Genomic DNA, 17,506 nt, shown 5'->3' on the forward strand with positions numbered 1-17,506 from the left:
TTTTCGCGGGCATGCCCGCTCCCACAGTGGGGTGTGTCAACTCGCAGACCTTTTTACAACTCGATACTCATGCCATCGAAGGCCACTTCCACACCCCGGCGCAGCACTTCGGCACGCTCGGGCGAGTCTTCGTCGAGGATCGGGTTGGTGTTGTTGATGTGGATAAGTACCTTGCGCTGGCGCGGGAAGCCATCCAGCACCTCCAGCATGCCGCCGGGGCCGTTCTGCGCCAGGTGGCCCATCTCGCGGCCGGTACGGGTGCCCACGCCACGGCGCTGCATTTCATCATCTTCCCACAAGGTGCCATCGACCAGCAGGCAGTCGGCGCCGTGCATCATCGTCAGCAGCTTGTCGTCCACCTGGCCCAGGCCCGGGGCGTAGAACAGCTTGCCGCCGGTGCGGGTGTCCTCGACCAGCAGGCCAAGGTTGTCGCCCGGGTGCGGGTCGAAGCGGTGCGGCGAGTAGGGCGGCGCGGCGCTGCGCAAGGGGAACGGGGTGAAGCGCAGGTTGGGGCAGGCGTCGATCACGAAGCTGCCTTCCAGCTCGATGCGGTTCCACTGCAGGCCGCCGTTCCAGTGGCTGAGCATGTTGAACAGCGGGAAGCCGGTGGTCAGGTCCTGGTGGACCATGTCGGTGCACCACACCTGGTGCGGGCAGCCTTCGCGCAGGCTGAGCAGGCCGGTGGTGTGGTCGATCTGGCTGTCCAGCAGGATGATGGCGTTGATGCCGGTGTCGCGCAGGGCACGGGCCGGCTGCATCGGCGCAAAGGCCTGGAGCTGGGCGCGGATATCGGGCGAGGCATTGCACAGCACCCAGTGCACGCCGTCGTCGGACAGGGCGATGGACGACTGCGTGCGTGGCGTGGCACGCAGGGTGCCGTCACGCAAGCCCTTGCAGTTGTCGCAGTTGCAGTTCCACTGTGGAAACCCGCCACCGGCGGCGGAACCGAGAACCTGGATGTACATGGCCACTCTCTCTGCAGAAACCGTAGCGAAAAAACGAAAACGCCCCGGCAGGCCGAGGCGTTGAACCGTAAGCCGGGCTTAGCGGTTGGCGAAGTACATGGTGACTTCGAAGCCGATGCGCAGATCAGTGTATGCAGGTTTGGTCCACATGGAATTACTCCTTCCGGATGAGGGGTGGGTTTGTCAGCTACTACTTGGGTACCGCCATTGGCTGGAGGTTCCCTTGGCTGGGATTGCGCTATCTTACAAGAAAAATTTGTACCGAAAGGTTAATTATTCGAAAACTCCATTGCGGTTTTCGTAACAATCATGGGGTTGAGCCCAGCCAGGAAGCATCTGGTGCGGCGGCGTTTGCCAAGCATAGCCAAGTGGAACCTGTACCGAGCAGGTGGCTCAGCAGGTGGTCCAGATCCGTCTGCCGCGTAGTCAGGATAGACCTGCGCAGCGTATCCAGCCTGCCGGGTTGTGTAGCCAGGTATGTCTGCCACGCCCATTCGGCGACTTCGGCATTACCCATCGCCGGTTCATCGAATTGCCCGGCCAGGGCCTGGCGAGCGACAGGGGCGAGGGTAACGCCCTGGCGCAGCAAGGTGAGCAGGTGGTCGAGGATCTGTACCTGGCTGGCGTGAGGCGACTGGACCCCGAACAGCAGGCCGCCGACACCCTCGACCTGACGAAAGGTACTGAATACCGCATAGCCGAGTTGCAATTCTACCCGCAGCCGTTGGTAAACCGGCCCTTGCAGCAACTGCGCGAGTAGGCGGCCAGCGGCTTCCATGGGCGCTGGCAGTGGGCAGAACAGCAGCAGGGCATGCTCACTACCGAGTACTTCGGCATGTTGCCAACGGTGGTTGGCCCAGGCGGGCAGAGGGGCAGGCGCCGAGCCTTGGCCAGGGCACTGCTGCAGCGCGGTGCCCAATGCGTCCAGGGCGGTATCGTCGAAGCCGGCAGCCAGGCCGTGCCAGCTTGCGTGCTGCCACAGGCTGTCGAGATGCGTCTGTGCCAGGGTGCAGGCCGGAGCAGGTGCAGGCGCGGCGCCCAGCACGGCGTCGGGCAGCTGCTTGAGCAGGGCCCGGATGGGGATCAGCGCCGGAGGCTGCGTCGAGCAGGGCAGCCAGCTGCCTGCCGGGGGCTTGCGCATCAATGCCAAGGCCTGTTCCACAGTGCGCAGCACCGCTGCCGGTAGCCCGGCGCAGCGCAGTTGCCAGTATTCGCCAGCGGCACTGAACTGCAACTGCACCGATACGCGCTCGCAGCGCTCCTGCATGGGGTGCAGGGCACGTTCGAGCAGCGCGTGCAGACGCTGGCGCAACGGTGAAGGGACATGCCAGCGCAGGTACAGCGCTGCGTACTGACGAGTGCCAGGCAGCTGATCGCTGACTTTCAGTGCTGCTGGTAGTGGGTGCGGACTGGCATCAGGCAAGTCGGCCAGGAGCAAGGGATCGACGCCGGGCTGTTGCCAGTGCCCATGTTCTCGGCCCGGCAGGCCTTCCAGCAGGGCACGAAGGGCGTGCAAGCCTTGTGTGTCCAAACCGCTGAACGGCTGGCCGGCGCTGTCCCGGCGGGCCAGTTCAAGCGCACTGGCACTGCGTTCGCGGCTTCGCTGCAGCAGCTCGAATTCGGCACTCAATTGCTCAGGGGCGGCCTGGCGGATGAAGCCGAACCAGCCATGCAACAGGGCATCGGCTTCCTCCGGGCAGGCATCCTCGCTCAGCTTCAGATCAATGTGCCACAGCAACTGCCCGGCGAAGGCATACAGTGCCTCGGCCTTGAAGCCCTGCAGCCAGCCGCGCTGGCGAAGCGCATCCAGCCAGGTGCCCGGGCGGCTATCGCCGAGGCAGGCGATCAGCAACTCAAGGGCCTGCTCGGCACCTGCCGGCAGGTTTTCGTGGCTGAACAGCAGGTGCGTGTCGGTCGTCGATAAGGGCGGCGGCAGAGCTTGTGGCACCCGTTCACCCGTTGCGAACAGCTTGGCATGCTGCCGGCCCAGCAATTCCAGCTCATCCAGCGATTGCGGGCCGCACAGGCTCAGGGCGACCTGGCCGCCTTGGTAGAAACGCTGGTGAAAGCCACAGAGCGCTTGCTGGAAGGCGGGATTCTGCAAGGCCAGGGTATGCCGGTTACCAGCATGAAAAGCGGCCAATGGATGGCCGGGCGCCGCGGCTTGCAGCAAGGCGAACTGCTGCTGGGCCTGAGGGCTGCGTGACCAGGCAATGAACTCGGCATGGATTACTTCGCGTTCGCGGCGTTGGCGCTCGATGCCCAGGTCTGGCTCGGCCAACATCTGGCACAGGCGCTCCAGCCCCCCGGCCAGGGCGCTGGGCGGGACCTCGAAGAAGAAGTCGGTGGTGCGTTCGCGGGTGCTGGCATTGACCTGGCCGCCGAGGGCCTGCACGTAGCGCATCAGGCCGTCGTCCAGCGGGAAACGCGAGGTGCCGAGGAAGAACAGGTGCTCCAGGAAGTGTGCCAGGCCGGGCCATTTGGTCGGCGCGTCGTGACTGCCCGCGTGCACCCGTAGGGCGGCGGCCGAGCGCTTCAGGCGCGGGGCGTGGCGCAGGGTCAGCTGCAGGCCGTTGGCGAGGTTGAGGTGGCGGGTGGCGTCAGGCATGGGGGCTCCGGTAACTGCTGTCCATGCTAACCCATTTGTTTGCAGGCCCGGCCTCTTCGCGGGCGCGCCCGCTTCCACAGGAATGGCGCAGGTATGAAAGGCAGCGCAGACCCTGTGGGAGCGGGCGTGCCCGCGAAAGGGCCATCAGCCCTTACGCAGATGCAACTCCTGGCGCAAATCGGTGAGGTAAGGAAACGCCCCGCGCCCCTGCACCACCCGCTCATGCTCCAGCTCTGCCAGCAACTGGCACTCGTCCCGCCCGGCCATCGCCAGCAGGCTGCCATCCGGGCCGATGATGCTGCTCTGCCCGCAATACTGGATCTCGCCTTCCGAGCCGCAATAGTTGGCATACACCAGGTAGCACTGGTTCTCCTGCGCCCGCGCCCTCACGGTCACCTGGCAGATGAAGTCGTACGGCGACATGTTCGCCGTCGGTACCAGGATCAGCTCGGCACCGTCCAGCGCCAGGCGCCGGGCATTCTCCGGGAACTCGATGTCGTAGCAGATCAGCAGGCCGACTTTCCAGCCATCCAGCTCCACCACCGGGAAGTGATCGGCACCTGCGCTGAACATCGAGCGGTCCAGCTCGCCGAACAGGTGGGTCTTGCGATAGTTGCCAAGGCTGCGGCCATGCGCATCGATCAGCTGCACACTGTTGTAGATGGCTCCATCATCGCCACGCTCCGGGTAGCCGTAGACGATAGCGATACGGTGCGCCTGGGCGATCTCCACCACCGCCATGGCCGCCGGACCATCGACGGCCTCGGCCAGGCGCTCGACCTGGGGCAGGCCGATGTTGTAGCCGGTCAGGAACATCTCCGGGCACACCAGCAAACTGGCGCCACGTTCGGCCGCCAGTTGCGCCTGGTGGCGCAACCGTTGCAGGTTGCCGGGCACGTCCAGTGGCTTGGGTGCGCCCTGAAACAGAGCGATGCGCATGCTGCCTCCTTGTCTCAGTCCGGCAGGGCGATCGGGCCGATTTCGTCGAACACGTCGCCTGGGCCGGGGTTGTCCGGGTGGGTGCGGCCACCGAAGTGATTCATGATACCCCACACCGCATTCAGCGATGTCTGTACCGCGCCTTCCACCCAGGCCGGCGTCCACGACACATCGTCACCAGCGATGAACATGCCGCGCTGCTCGGCAGGCATGTCCTGCTGCATGAAGTGCGCGTACATGCGCTGGTTGTAGCGGTAGTGCCCAGGCAGCGCGCCCTTGAAGGCGCCAAGGAAGTGCGGGTCGGCCTCCCAGGAAACGGTGATCGGGTCGCCGATGATGTGCCCGGCGATGTCGGTCTTCGGGTAGATCTTCTTCAGTGCGTCCAGGGCCAGTTGCACGCGTTTTTCCACCGGATGCGGCAGCATCTTCAGCGCATCGCTCATCCACGAGTACGACAGGCAGATCACCCCCGGCTTGTCGTTGCCGTTGTCGAACAGGTAGGTGCCACGGGTGAGGCGATCGGTGAGGGTCATGCTCATCAGGTCGCGACCGGTTTCCGGGTCCTTGTCCTTCCAGAACGGCCGGTCGACCATGACGAAGGTCTTCGACGACTGCATGTAGCGGGTGCGGTCCAGGGCCATCCACATCTTTTGCGAGAACAGCGATTCCTCGCAGTCGATCTGGGTGGTCAGCAGCCAGGTCTGGCAGGTGGCGAGCACGGCACTGTAGTGACGGGTGTCGCCCCAGTTGTCGGTGACCGCCAGGCGGCCATCGGCGGCGCGGGCGATGCGCTTGACCCCGGTACGCGGCGCGCCGCCATGCAGCCCGCTCAGGCTGGTGCCTTCCGGCCAATGCACGCAGCGTTCCGGTACATGGCGCCAGATGCCCTGCGGTACCTGCTCCACACCGCCGACCACCAGGTGTTGGTGGTCGTCGCAGTTGGTCATTACCACGCGGAAGATTTCCAGCATCGAGTTGGGGAAGTCCGAGTCCCAGCCGCCGGTGCCGAAGCCGACCTGGCCGAACACTTCGCGGTGCTGGAAGCTCAACTTGGCGAACGAGCGCGAGGTGGCGACGAAGTCGTAGAACGTGCGGTCGTCCCAAAGCGGTACCAGCTTGTTCCACAGTTCTTTCAGGCGCGGCACGTCACGGTCACGGATGGCTTGCTGGATGTCAGCGAACTGCGCACCGCTTTCCAGGGCATCGGCCCAGGCATCGGCCACTTCGTGGAACAGTTTGGGCAGGTCGGTGGGTTTTTCGGCGTAGTAGGTCTGGCCTTCCAGGTCGATCACCGTGCTGCCCGAGGCCGGGGTCAGCGGGTTGGGGAACGGTTTGGTCTCCAGGCCCAGCTTGTCCACGTAGTGGTAGAAGGCAGTGGACGACACCGGGAAGCGCATGCCACCCAGTTCGGCAATGATCCCGTCGGTGCCGTTGAAGGCTTGCGAGCGTAGCCGGCCGCCCAGCTTGGAGGCTTCGTACACCACCGGCTTGAGGCCCAGCTTCATCAGCTCGTAGGCCGCTACCAGGCCGGCGATACCGGCGCCCACGATTGCCACTTCCTCACCATGGCGCTCGGCCGGGATGCTACCCAGGCCTGCGGGGTGTTCCAGCCAGTCGTCGAAGGCGAAGGGGAAGTCCGGGCCGAAGATGGTGACGGGTTTTTTACCATCGGCTGGGTGGCGGTTTTTCTTGTTCATGAAGTGACCTTGCCAGATAGGCTGCGCCAGCGGGCGGAGCCTGAGTATAGGAGATGCCTGGGGGCCATTTTAGGGGGTGTGATGTTCGTTATTAAGGCGCAGAGTGTTGTCTGAATGTAGCTTGTATCGTCGAAATATATAAACAAGATAACTTTATGACGAACAGGAAGCCTACCCGTCTCAAGCACAGCATCGGCCCCCGGTGGGAGCGGGCGAGCCCGCGAAGAAGCCCCCGCGGTGTATGGCACGGGCTGCGCCCGTGTTCGCGGGCACGCCCGCTCCCACAGGGTGTGATCAGACAGTTCCTACACCCATGCCATGAATTAAAGAATTACCCTACGCCCGCTATAGCCTCGGTCTGGCTGCGTGGGAAACGCCTCATCGTTAACTTCACTGGGTCGCCGCTGTTCGGGCGACTGGGTGTGAGAACCCATCTCCAACTTCGCACCAAGGCTTATGTCATGGCAGCCGTGCGCGGGCAGGCTTTCGCCTGGCCGGATTTCCAAGTTGGCCGGTTCTCACCCCGTGCATGGCTGCCACCTATTTCCCGTGAGAAGGAGTTGGTAGGCGGTTTCCTCAAGACTCAATTTGGAAATTGCATCATGAAGACGACAGATTCTGACCAACCCGAAAAACTGAAACCCACCGCAGAAAAACCCTTTTGCAACTGCGAATCCAGCCACCCGCCGTTATTCGCCATACGCCCCGGCATCGACGCCGCAGACGCCCTGGTCCACGCCTGCCTGCTGGCCCGTGGTCTCAATCAGATCGCCACTGACTACGCCCAGCACCACGCCCCCGAGCGCAGCCGTGACATCGTCTGGTCGATGCAGCATTCCGCCGAAAGCCTTTCGGCAATTCTGGAAGGCCTGCTCGATGGCCAGGAAGCCTGACCGCCAGCCGAGTTCAGAGCGGCTGCCCGCGGTCCACCTTGCTGCTGAGAATGATCGACGTGGTGGTCTTCTCCACCCCGTCGACACTGCCGATCTGGTCGAGCAGCTGGTCCAGTTGCTCGGGCGAATCCGTACGCAGCCAGGCCACATAGTCGAACTCGCCGCTCACTGCGCACAGCTGCTGCACCTGGCCCATCGCACTCAGGCGGCGCACCACCTCCTTGCCCGAGCGCGGCTGCACCTTGATCCCCACATACGCCTGCAGCCCCCCACCCATCACTCGCTGGCCCAGGCGTACGCCATAGCCGGAGATGACCTTGTTCTTCTCCAGCCGCTCCAGGCGCGAGTTGACGGTGGTGCGGGCGATGCCCAGCTGACGGGCGAGGGTGGCGACGCTTTCGCGGGCGTTGATCTGCAGCAGGGCGATCAGCTGGCGATCGATTTCATCCAGCGTGATGGAGCGGGAATCCGACATGGCGAGTCTCTACGGTTGGCCCGCTAGCCTAGCCAGCCTGCGGTTAGCAGGGCAAGGGTAGACAGTTGGCCATGCTGACGCGCCCCCGTTGTAGGAGCGGCCGTGTCGGCCTGGCCCAGGATGTAAACATCGGCCGTAGCTTTTTCATCCGGCAGAACTGCCGAAAAGAAAAAGGCCTACGTTCTGCAACGTAGGCCTTTGAGTTATCTGGTGGGCCCACACGGACTCGAACCGTGGACCAAAGGATTATGAGCCCGAAAAAATCACCCGTACCCATTGGGAAAACCCTTGATGTACCTGATTTTATTGAATATCCGATTTTATTGGGGAAGGGTTTTAGATTTCGATGTGGACACATTGTGGACACATCCGACTGTACCGGGCTGCATAGGTCTTCAATTCTTTGCACAGTGTGCAATGCCTTGGTGCTTTACGCGGCCCGCGCTGGGCCTGCCCTAGGGCTAGCTTGCACCTGGGCTGGCCTTTGCACTATTTCGCGACGGAGAGCGCGTCGGCGGGAGGGGGATAAGTGAATTTTCAAACCCTTTTTTTTTCGAAAGGGCTTTTTCTGAGTGTCGTACCGAAGCATCTCGCGATGCTCTGATGGCAATGAGATATCCAACCTCGCTAAGATTCGCCTACATCCTGCAGTCACCGTCGGTGGGTATCTTGGAAAAATATTATCGATTTCGCAGCGCAGAACGGCTGCTTGGGAAGCCAGCTTGTGGGGATGATGCGGCACGCCCAGGTGAGCTAGACGAACTCACAATCTACTTTGCGTCACCTCATGAGTTGAATGATCCACTTGAGGGGCATCGAGAAACATTCTTCCATGGTGACTTGATAGTCTGGCGAAATTTAATAAAGCATTACACACTCTTGCTCTATGCGTCGGTGGTTGATGTGTACGCAGATGCGGGGGATGGGCTTATTAAATATCCCAACCTAAGGCCCGAAAGCTTCCAAGGCATATCGCGTGACACAGTCGAAAACGCCATTAGTAGCGTGCTCGGAAATAAGGAAATTTCACTCTACATTAAAGCTCTGGCCGAAACAGGTAGAAAAATTCCACGAAAAGAGTTGATTTCGCACCTGCATATACTCCATACGGCTATTGTTACTTTTATCCTAAACGAGCTTTCCAAGAATTTCGAGTTGCCGGATGCAGCAAGGTACAATTCCGCACTTCCTAACTTTTTGCTATTCATTGAAATGCGGGCCGGTAAAATATACTCCGAAGGGCTGACGCCAAATCTTGAAGAGTATACCGAGATAGAAGACAAAATTAGGCAGCAGGCGTTGCGTGCAAGTGCGTTAAGAAGTGATGAGTTGTCAGCTGGGCTTTTGTTGATCTTTATAAATTTTCCGAGGCATTTTGCGGAGCAAATCGACTATTTAGTGTTTCCTCACTGGTACGTGGCGTGCTTTATGAAAAGCTGCGCAAACTCATCGATTTGGGGCTCTTATGGTGATAACCACAAAGGCATATGTCTCATTTACAAGGCCCGCAGCGATAATGGTGTGGACTCGCTGAAGTTTCAGGGACTTCCTTTCGAGTTTGTAAAAAGCATGAACCGCGGCAGGCCGCAAAACGAGTGGTATCTTAACATGGCCTTAGATTTGCCGTTGATGGAGGTCAAATATCGCTCAGAATTTGCGGCAATAAACTTCTTTACCTCGCCCCACAATGAGCAGCCGGAGTGGGTCGACTCATACTGGTATCGCGATCAAGCAGGTTCAGTCAGTTCTTGTGCTGCTTGGATGTCTAACGTGTCAGATGATGTTTACGTGAGGCATCAATATTTGTTTCATAAGAGCCATACGACCAAGACAGCTCACTGGCAGAACGAGACGGAGTGGCGAGTAGTAATAGCGGGTTTGCCTTGGAGTCGGGAGCAAAGGCAAATAAAATATGCGTTCAATCAGCTTGAAGGCCTGATATTTGGTATCAATACTCCTGATGAAATAAAAGTAAAGGTCATAAAGAAAATTGCAGAACATTGCGCCAAGTATCGAAGGACAGATTTTAAGTTTTATCAGGCCAAGTTTAATGATGCATATACGGAGATAGAGCACGAATTGCTTCGTTATGTGAAGTTTAATGCTGATGGTTCGCTTAATATGGATCCTAAGATATGAAAAACCAACCTGCGCTCGCGGGATTTTTCCAAAGTGCAGCGGAATCAGTGGAAGATATCAAATGATAATTAACTCTGAACAAGAAAAGTTGGCGCTGCTTCTTATAGATGGAGCGCTGAGTGTGTTTGATAATGCAGCTCAGCTTTACGCGGAGGCTAGCATCTTAGCTACTGCGGGAGCTTTTCCTCGCGCATATCTGCTCCATCAGATATCTCTCGAAGAGTGCGGGAAAATCGAGATCTTGGGTGCGGCCATCATTTCATGTCTTTGTGGTGTCGAAGTTAATACGAAGTCTCTTGCTAAGGTGTTCAGGAGGCACGAGGCAAAAAATAAAATTAATGCATACTTTCTTCCACGCTCTGAAGAGGAGTTGGCTGCGGAAGAAATGGATGATCTCGCTGGCTCATCCAAAGCATTCAAAGCAATTCAACAAGAGTTTCATGATGAATCAAATCGTTTGAAGAATGCTTCGTTATATGTTGATTTTGATGAGGTCTTCTCGGCGCCGAAAGATGTAATCACCCAAGCAGACTACGAAAAGATTCGTGCGCAAAATGGCGAGTTCATGGCGTTGACGGATGTAAAGATAAAGATGTTAGCGAGGTGGAGGAAAGATATTGCTCAGGCTGCGGCTGATGTGAATAAGATGCAGGGCTTGCTTACTGAGACAAAGGACGAGGGAGTATCACTAGCTGAAGCTCGCGAACTGATATGGGAGCGGGTAAAAACAGCATTTAAGCCGGGTAAAGAATAGTCGTTCATGTTTAAAATTTTAAGGCTGTCGATGGTTTTGGCGTTAAGGTCAGGAACCGATAATGTCAGATCTAAAATAGGGGAGGATAATTTAACTTTCCCCAACAAGAGGCCCGCACTAAGCGGGCCTTATTGTATCTGCTGAGCAGCTTAGGCGGCTTCAACCGACCCGATGACGTTCCTGGAATACAGGTAGTAGCCCAATGCGTTCGGATGCAGGCCGTCGTTGGCGATCAGGCTCATATCCGGAATCGACAACGCAGCGTAGTTGTCGATCATGTCCAGGTTCCGCGCCCGTGCGGTGCGGTAGATCTCGCCCCGAACGTCCTGCATCGTGAAGGCGTATTTCTCCGGATCTTCGTCGCTCGACGGGTTGGAACACATCAGGATCACGTTGGCCATCGGTTGAACGATGTCCAGAAGCGCGCCCAGGTTAGCGCTGAACTCGTTCACGCTCTGCGGCTGCGTCGGGTTGCGGATCCGGTCATTCGTACCCAGGCCAGCCAGCACGAAGTTGTCTTGCGGCCCTACGGCGTTGCCGTGCCCCTGAGTGTTGCCTGGCAGGTTGTACATCCGATAGCTGCGAGTGGTCGCACCGTTGATAGTCTGTTTTGTGAGGCGGATCGTCTTTTTGACCCGGATCGCCTCGATCCGCAGCGCTTTGGTCCCAGTCGTCTGGCTGGCCCGGCGCTTGGTCCGGATCTCCACGGTCTTGTTCCGGACGTAGCCAAAGGTGTGGTTCCGGATCCGGTTGTTGCCGTAGGTGAGCCCGTCTTCACCTGCCGAAGTGGTGTACACGCCTTGGGAGACGCCATCCACGAACAGCTCATAGTCCAGGCCACCATTGAGATCATCACCCGCGACTCCAAAGTGCAGCGCGAAGGTGGTCCCGGTGAACTGGAAGCTGATCGAGTGGTACGAGCCTCCGCTGGAGTTACCGTCGGCGAACATTCGTTGGCAGTTGGTCACCGAGCCCGAGGTAAGGGCGTCAGTGACGCTGATCGACGGCCCTACGGATTGCACGTTGAACCGGCCTCCACGCGGATACAGATCGTGGGTCACGGTGTATTCAACGATGCACTCGCCCGATGGGCTGGCCGGCTAGTTAGACAGGACCGGCGCTGCGTTGAAGGCGTAGCGCTCGCCAATGTGCCGGGCGAACTCGTTGAACCAGGACGGGGCGCCGAAATTGTTTCGGGGGTCTGCCAGCGTGCCATTGCGCGGATCAGTCACCGCCTGCTCGCCTGGTGTGCCGCTACCCCAGCCGATGGAGTCGGCGATTACTACAAGTGAAATCAGCTGCTCGAGCGGGTTGGACAGCGACTCTTTGAGCATGGCCAGCTGGCCGCCATTGCGGTGGAAGCGCGGCGGCTGAGCCGACAGGTTGTCGTTCAGCGCCGTGATGCGGGTGAAACCGCCTATCTTGAACGCCCCGTTCAGGTACGAGTTCTTTTTAGGCAGCTCATCAAGCACGAACACCGAGCCGCCCAAGTCGACACGGCGACCCTTCACGACAGCTTCGAACGCGGCAAATGCGGCCGAGTCGTTGGTTACCCCGTCTCCTTTGGCCAGCCATGGCGAGTCCTTGGGCGTTGGGTTGCCTGCAAGCCGGTTCAGGTGGTCGGTGAGATCCAGGCACTGCACGCGGATTCGGCTATCCCGGGCGCCCTTGGTGATGCGCAGGTCATACAGTCCGTTGGGCGCAGCAAACACGACCATGCCCTTGTCGTCAGCCGTGAAGGGGTTCACCAACGCGGTACCGTCAGCAGCCTGCAGATTTTTTACCAGGATCTCGGTGCCGCGCTCGTACAGATAGCAGATCGCGTTCGGCAGGATGTTGCCGGCGTCGTCCTGGGCGAAGTAGTTCTTCAGTTCCATTCAAACTCCTGTGATGGGCTTCCGTTGCCCAGAAAGTTGTGCGCCAGTGCCGGCGTGCTCGACGAAGGCGCCGGCATTGGAAGGGACGGGGCTCGGCCCGTGGGTGTGGCCGGCCAGGTCGGTGTTCATCAGCACCACCAGGTCGATCAGGTCGCACAGCACCTGCAGGACGTTGACCGACTCCGACCCGAGCCAAGTGGTCTGGGCGATGCTCTTGCGTGCCTTCTGGACGCGCTCGACCAGGTCGCCACCCACGGCCAGGTTGAGCTTCTGAGCTACTACCTGGTTGAGATCGCGGCCGGTGGCCAGGTTGAGGTCGTCCACCGCTGCCAAGTTGGCGGTACCGCCGGACAGCAGCTGCAGCGCGCCCATCGCCTCGATCTTTTTGGTACCACCCACCGATTCGGTGGAATGGTCATCAATGGTGCGGCTGTCGCTCTGGTACCGCTCGGCATTGGTCAGGCTTTCCACCTGGCGATCGGTCGACTTGTCGGTGATCCCGCCGTCGGTCTGACGGGTCCAGCTGCCATCCGACTCGACGCGTTGTTGCGAGGCCTCGCTGTGCTGCCAGACCTGGTCGCCTTTGGGCACCCGGGGTAAGGACAGGCCATGGGGCAGAATGCACTGGATAAACGGCTTGTGCGGCAGGCCTTGGGTGAACCCGACAACTACAGTGGTGCCTTCCTCGGGGAAGCTGAAGAAGCCCATTTCATCGCCGCCAGTGGGTACCGGCAGCGGTACGCCGGCCAGCGTCGGCAGGGCCTCGTCCGGCTCGCCGTTCTCATCCAGGACCTGCAGGTTGACCGCGAAGCGCGGCCGGGTGCTTGGCCATGCCACGTTAGCTATGACTCAGAAGTACGCTCACTTCAGCCCTGGGCATCTGGCCGATGTGGTCAATCTCAACCCTCTGGCAGGCATGCGTGGACACATTCGAGGATTGTGAAAGGTAAGGAAGGTGGGAAATGGCAGGGGCTAGAAACGACAAAGCCGCGCAGTGCGCGGCTTGTAAGCTGGTGGGCCCACACGGACTCGAACCGTGGACCAAAGGATTATGAGTCCTCTGCTCTAACCGACTGAGCTATAGGCCCTCAGTAAGTGGCCGGATTATAACGAGGGTTTCGCACCTGTGCCATCTGAAAGATCCGATAGTGCTATACGAAGAAACGTCGCTGCGAACTCGTCCGGGGGCAGGGGCAGGCTGACGATGTAGCCTTGGATCTGCTCGCAGCCTTCAGCCGCCAGGAACCGTTGCTGGGCCTGGTTCTCCACACCCTCGGCAATGATGGTCAGCTGCATGCTGCGGCCCAGGGCAATGATCGCACGTGCGATGGCGGCGTCGTGGGGGTCATCGGGCAGGCCGCGGATGAACGATTTGTCGATCTTGAGGATGTCCAGCGGCAGGCGCTTGAGGTAGCTCAGCGATGAATAACCGGTGCCGAAGTCGTCGATGGCCAGCTGCACGCCCAGTTTTTTCAACTTGTACAGCACGGCCAGGGCTTCCTCTGCCTGGCTCATGATGAAGTTTTCGGTGATTTCCAGCTGCAGGTCGCCGGCCTTGAGCTGGTAGTGCTTCAGCAACTGTTCGATGCGCCGGGCGAGGTGAGGTTGGCGCAGCTGGGCGCCGGCGAGGTTGATCGACAATGGGCCGAATGGTTCGTAGTGCAGCTTCCAGGCCTGCATCTGCCGGCAGGCCTGCTCCAATACCCAGTCGCCGATCTGGAGGATGGTGCCGTTCTCTTCCGCCAGGTGGATGAAGTGCTCTGGCGGCACTTCACCAAATGTCGGGTGGCTCCAGCGAATCAGCGCTTCGGCGCCAACCAGGCTCTGGGTCTTGAGGCTTAGCTTGGGCTGGAAGCACAGGCTCAGTTCGTTGCGTTCGATGGCGCGGCGCAATTCGTGCTCCAGGGCGATGCGTTCGCTGGCCTGGGCGGTGAGGTCGAGGGTGTAGGCTTCGACGCGGTTGCGGCCCTTGGCCTTGGAGCGGTACATGGCGGCGTCGGCGTTGCGAATCAGTGTGGCAACGTCGGTGCCGTCCTGTGGATAAAGGCTGATGCCGATGCTGGCGCTGGTGAAGAACTCGTGCTCGCCGGCCTGGAACGGCGCGTTGAAGCAGGTCAGCAGCTTGTTGGCGATGGCGCTGGCGTCACTGGGTTTGTGCAAGCCGGGCAGCAGGATGATGAACTCATCGCCACCCAGGCGGGCCACGGTGTCGACATCACGCACCTGCTCCTTCAGGCGTTGGGCGATGCCCTTGAGCAGCAGGTCGCCGACCGGATGGCCGAGGCTGTCGTTGATATGCTTGAAACGGTCGAGGTCGAGGAACAGTACCGCGCCCTTGCGGTTGGATACCTGCGAGCAGGTGAGCGCGGCCTGCAGGCGGTTCTCGAACAGGGCACGATTGGGTAGGCCGGTCAGCGGGTCGTGGTGGGCCTGGTAGTCGAGCTTGGCCTGTGCGTGCTTGAGGCTGGAGATGTCGGCGAACACGGCGACGAAGTGGGTAATCTCGCGTTCTCTGTTGCGCACGGCGCTGATGGTCAGCCAGCCGGGGTACAGCTCGCCGTTCTTGCGCTTGTTGTAGATCTCGCCTTGCCAGTGGCCTTCATCGGTAAGCTGGTGCCACATGGCCGCATAGAACGCGCTGTCGTGCTGGCCGGAGGCGAGCAGGCGCGGGGTCTGGCCGAGGGCTTCGATCTCGCTGTAGCCGGTAATTTCGCTGAAGGCGCGGTTGACGGCACTGATGCGCTGGTCGATGTCGGTGATCAACACGCCTTCGGCGGTGTTCTCGAACACGGTGGCGGCCAGTTGCAGTTTTTCCTGCATCAGGTGGCGCTCGGTGATGTCGCGGGCGATGGTCAGCATGCAGTCGTCGCCGGCAATCGGCAGCGGCCGTGCAGAAAGCTCGCAGAGGCGAATCTGCCCATCGCTGCGACGCAGGTGGCAAGTGAAGTCGCGTACGAAGCTGTCACGGTTGAGCTGTTCGACCAGGCGCTTGCGCTCGTTGAGGTCGACCCAGATGCCCAGGTCCAGAGAGGTCTGGTCGATGTTCGGGCTGAGGTCATAGCCGGTCAGGCGGCAGAAGCCTTCGTTCACTTCGAGCAGCAAGCCGTCGCTCTGGCGCGACAGCAGCAGGCCATCGGGCGAGGCATGGAAGGCCTTGGCGAATTTCTCTTCCGAGGTTTGCAGCTGTTCCTGGGTTTCCTTGAGCTGGCTGATATCGCGTACCGCCACCACCAGCGCGAGGTTGCCGTCGAGTTCGAAGGTTTCGGCCGAGGTCAGGCCGGTGAACAGTTGGCCGTTGCTGCGGCGGAAGCTCATTTCCAGGTTGCGTATACCACCTTGGTGCAGGCGTTCGAGCAGCCGCGGGCCGGTGCCTTCGACGCCCCACAGGTTCAGTTCGGTGGCGGTGCGGCCAATTACCTGGCCCGGGGTGAGGCCGATCTGTTCTTCGAAGGCTTCGTTCACCTCCAGCAGGCAGCCGTCGCTGTGGCGGGCGATCAGCAGGATGTCGGGGCACTGCTGGAACACCGAGGCGAACTTCTGCTCGGACAAGCGCAGGGCATCCTCGGTGCGCTTGGTTTCGCTGATGTCGATCATCAGGCCGCGCATCACAGGCAGATGGCCATGCTCGATCATGCTGACGATGTTGCGTACCCACAGTGGCTGGCCATCGGCCCTGATCACCCGATAGTCGAGGCTGTGATCGCGGCCGGCGGCAGTTTCGCTGTCGCAGTAGGCCTGGGCCCAGAGGGCATCCTCCGGGTGCAGGATGCTGCGCCAGAAGCCGGGCTTGAGCCAGTCGGCCAATGGGTAGCCGAGCAGGCCTTCGGCGTGGGGCGAGACGTAGCTGTAGGTGAAGTCGTTGGCGTCGGCCTCCCAGGCGATGGCGGACAGGCTCTCCACCAGGCTGCGATAGTGGTACTCGCTGCTGCGCAGTTCCTGTTCCAGGGCTATGCGCCGAGAAATTTCCGAACTGAGCCGGCGGTTGATGCGGATGACCACTGCCAGCACGGCCATCAATACCAGCACCGCCGGCAGGCCATACACCAGCAGGTCTGACCAGAACATCCGTTGGTCGACCACATTGCCCACCCAGCGTTGCTGGATCTGGCTGACTTCGGCGCTGCTCATGTCTGCTATCACTTTGTCGAGAATGCCGACCAGTTCCTTCTTGTCGCGCGGGGCGGCCATGGCCAGTTGGTAGCGGTAGGGTGTTTCGCCGCTGACGTACAGGCCATCGAGCTTGAGCTGGCGCAGGCTCCAGATGCTTGACGCGAGGTCACCGACCACGGCGTCCACTTCGTCAGTGGCCAGCGCCTGCAGAGTGGAACTGACGTTGGGCAGGGCCACCAGGTTGAGGTCTGGATGGTGGGTGCGCAGCAGTTCGTGCGGGGCGTAGTTTTCGACCACGGCAACCTTCAGGCCGTAAAGGTCGTTCAGATTGCGCGGTTGTGCGCCGCCTTTGTGGGCGAGGATGACGATGGGGAAGTCGAGGTATGGCCGGGTGAAGGCCAGGTAGGCTTGGCGCTCGGGGGTGGACATGATGCCGGGCAGCAGGTCGATGCGGCTTTCGCGTGCCTGCGTCAGTACCTCGGTCCAGCTGCTGGGTTCGACCGGTTTGAGCGTCACACCCAGGCGTTGCTGGATGGTGGCGATGTAATCGGCGGCCAAGCCCTGGTACCGGCCCTCCTGGTCGCGAAACTCGAACGGTGGCCAAGAGGCGTCTACACCCAGGCTCAGCTGCGGGTGGGCAGCCAACCAGGCTTTCTCCTCGTTTGTCAGGGTCAGGGCGCCGGCCGTTGTGTTCCATAAAATCAGGAGCAGCAACAGGATGGCCGGCATCGGGTGCATAGCGGCCTCGCATTCAGGGGGTCTGAAGTCGAGTGTAGACGGGCATTGCTGCCGGTGTGCGGTGAAGGACAGGGTCTTTTGTCAGATACAACAGGGCCTTGCGGGTGTGGTGCGGCCTGCATCGCGTTCATGGCAAGCGCGGCCCCTGTAGGAGCAGCCTTGTGCTGCGAAGTCGCCAGTTAGGCTAAAGAATCATCTTCTGTTGCAATGGACTCGTCGCAGCACAAGGCTGCTCCTGCCGAGATCTCGCCAGAATTCAGATTTTGCGCAACAGGCGGAAAAGAAAAACCCCGGCCTGGGCCGGGGTTTTG

General features: G+C 60.3%; 13 protein-coding genes, 1 tRNA gene and 1 pseudogene. 4 read left to right on the forward strand and 11 right to left on the reverse strand.

Translation table 11 applies throughout. The features are described from left to right. Positions 1-53: 53 nt before the first annotated feature. The 5 genes from pqqB to CAF92_RS07825 all read right to left on the reverse strand — a co-directional run bounded on the left by pqqB (position 54) and on the right by CAF92_RS07825 (position 6,209). The gene (gene pqqB, locus CAF92_RS07805) at positions 54-965 is read right to left on the reverse strand and encodes a pyrroloquinoline quinone biosynthesis protein PqqB (RefSeq protein WP_085600082.1); all 912 of its coding nucleotides are present in this window, start codon (positions 963-965) and stop codon (positions 54-56) included. 78 nt (positions 966-1,043) lie between these two features. Continuing rightward, positions 1,044-1,115: a pyrroloquinoline quinone precursor peptide PqqA gene (pqqA, locus tag CAF92_RS07810; protein ID WP_003243383.1), complete on the reverse strand. Its 72-nt coding sequence runs from the start codon at positions 1,113-1,115 to the stop codon at positions 1,044-1,046. A 157-nt stretch (positions 1,116-1,272) separates the two neighbouring features. Then, positions 1,273-3,573 carry a pyrroloquinoline quinone biosynthesis protein PqqF gene (gene pqqF, locus CAF92_RS07815; RefSeq protein ID WP_085600084.1) on the reverse strand — a complete coding sequence of 767 codons (2,301 nt, stop codon included), beginning with the start codon at positions 3,571-3,573 and terminating at the stop codon, positions 1,273-1,275. Positions 3,574-3,717: 144 nt separating this feature from the next. Beyond that, a complete protein-coding gene (locus CAF92_RS07820) occupies positions 3,718-4,512 on the reverse strand; it encodes a carbon-nitrogen hydrolase family protein (protein WP_085600086.1) in 795 nt (264 codons plus the stop codon). 14 nt (positions 4,513-4,526) lie between these two features. Further along, entirely contained in the window at positions 4,527-6,209 is a 1,683-nt protein-coding gene (locus CAF92_RS07825; RefSeq protein ID WP_085600088.1) for an NAD(P)/FAD-dependent oxidoreductase, read from the reverse strand. A gap of 461 nt (positions 6,210-6,670) precedes the next feature. Here CAF92_RS07825 and CAF92_RS07830 point away from each other — a divergent pair, with 461 nt between their 5' ends. Further along, positions 6,671-7,102, forward strand: coding sequence for a DUF3077 domain-containing protein (locus CAF92_RS07830; RefSeq protein ID WP_230384929.1), 432 nt, complete (start codon positions 6,671-6,673; stop codon positions 7,100-7,102). A gap of 13 nt (positions 7,103-7,115) precedes the next feature. Here CAF92_RS07830 and CAF92_RS07835 read toward each other — a convergent pair whose 3' ends face one another. Continuing rightward, a complete protein-coding gene (locus CAF92_RS07835) occupies positions 7,116-7,577 on the reverse strand; it encodes an Lrp/AsnC family transcriptional regulator (RefSeq protein ID WP_015268712.1) in 462 nt (153 codons plus the stop codon). A gap of 660 nt (positions 7,578-8,237) precedes the next feature. On the opposite strand from CAF92_RS07835, the gene CAF92_RS07840 reads away from it, so the two are divergent. Both CAF92_RS07840 and CAF92_RS07845 read left to right on the forward strand, forming a co-directional pair. Further along, positions 8,238-9,716 (forward strand): DUF2971 domain-containing protein, encoded by a 1,479-nt coding sequence (locus CAF92_RS07840; protein ID WP_158090595.1) that lies wholly within the window; start codon positions 8,238-8,240, stop codon positions 9,714-9,716. A gap of 61 nt (positions 9,717-9,777) precedes the next feature. After that, entirely contained in the window at positions 9,778-10,470 is a 693-nt protein-coding gene (locus CAF92_RS07845) for an AbiV family abortive infection protein (RefSeq protein WP_158090596.1), read from the forward strand. 149 nt (positions 10,471-10,619) lie between these two features. On the opposite strand, the gene CAF92_RS07850 is transcribed toward CAF92_RS07845, so the two are convergent. Genes CAF92_RS07850 through CAF92_RS07860 form a run of 3 tightly spaced genes read right to left on the reverse strand, consistent with a single transcriptional unit; the run spans position 10,620 to position 13,184 of the window. Continuing rightward, positions 10,620-11,531, reverse strand: coding sequence for an SGNH/GDSL hydrolase family protein (locus CAF92_RS07850; RefSeq protein WP_143516080.1), 912 nt, complete (start codon positions 11,529-11,531; stop codon positions 10,620-10,622). 39 nt (positions 11,532-11,570) lie between these two features. Then, the gene (locus CAF92_RS07855) at positions 11,571-12,347 is read right to left on the reverse strand and encodes a hypothetical protein (protein ID WP_085600096.1); all 777 of its coding nucleotides are present in this window, start codon (positions 12,345-12,347) and stop codon (positions 11,571-11,573) included. Continuing rightward, a complete protein-coding gene (locus CAF92_RS07860; protein WP_256573703.1) occupies positions 12,348-13,184 on the reverse strand; it encodes a phage baseplate assembly protein V in 837 nt (278 codons plus the stop codon). Here CAF92_RS07860 and CAF92_RS27810 point away from each other — a divergent pair. Then, positions 13,165-13,290: pseudogene (locus tag CAF92_RS27810) on the forward strand (integrase); the annotation flags it as partial. The gene CAF92_RS07860 and the pseudogene CAF92_RS27810 overlap by 20 nt on opposite strands. 68 nt (positions 13,291-13,358) lie before the next feature. Here the strand turns inward: CAF92_RS27810 and CAF92_RS07865 are convergent. Together CAF92_RS07865 and CAF92_RS07870 are read right to left on the reverse strand one after the other, a co-directional pair. Continuing rightward, a tRNA-Ile gene (locus CAF92_RS07865) sits at positions 13,359-13,435 on the reverse strand. Positions 13,436-13,451: 16 nt separating this feature from the next. Continuing rightward, a complete protein-coding gene (locus tag CAF92_RS07870; RefSeq protein WP_085600098.1) occupies positions 13,452-17,195 on the reverse strand; it encodes a bifunctional diguanylate cyclase/phosphodiesterase in 3,744 nt (1,247 codons plus the stop codon). Between the last annotated feature and the right edge of the window lie 311 nt (positions 17,196-17,506).

The organism is Pseudomonas sp. B10(2017), from assembly GCF_002113295.1.
Classification (GTDB): domain Bacteria; phylum Pseudomonadota; class Gammaproteobacteria; order Pseudomonadales; family Pseudomonadaceae; genus Aquipseudomonas; species Aquipseudomonas pudica.

Bases quoted from the DNA above. Each gene is read 5' to 3' on its own strand.
- pqqB (WP_085600082.1), bottom strand. From the start codon at position 965: ATGTACATCCAGGTTCTCGGTTCCGCCGCCGGTGGCGGGTTTCCACAG.
- pqqF (WP_085600084.1), bottom strand. From the start codon at position 3,573: ATGCCTGACGCCACCCGCCACCTCAACCTCGCCAACGGCCTGCAGCTG.
- CAF92_RS07820 (WP_085600086.1), bottom strand. From the start codon at position 4,512: ATGCGCATCGCTCTGTTTCAGGGCGCACCCAAGCCACTGGACGTGCCC.
- CAF92_RS07825 (WP_085600088.1), bottom strand. From the start codon at position 6,209: ATGAACAAGAAAAACCGCCACCCAGCCGATGGTAAAAAACCCGTCACC.
- CAF92_RS07830 (WP_230384929.1), top strand. From the start codon at position 6,671: ATGGCAGCCGTGCGCGGGCAGGCTTTCGCCTGGCCGGATTTCCAAGTT.
- CAF92_RS07835 (WP_015268712.1), bottom strand. From the start codon at position 7,577: ATGTCGGATTCCCGCTCCATCACGCTGGATGAAATCGATCGCCAGCTG.
- CAF92_RS07845 (WP_158090596.1), top strand. From the start codon at position 9,778: ATGATAATTAACTCTGAACAAGAAAAGTTGGCGCTGCTTCTTATAGAT.
- CAF92_RS07855 (WP_085600096.1), bottom strand. From the start codon at position 12,347: ATGGAACTGAAGAACTACTTCGCCCAGGACGACGCCGGCAACATCCTG.
- CAF92_RS07870 (WP_085600098.1), bottom strand. From the start codon at position 17,195: ATGCACCCGATGCCGGCCATCCTGTTGCTGCTCCTGATTTTATGGAAC.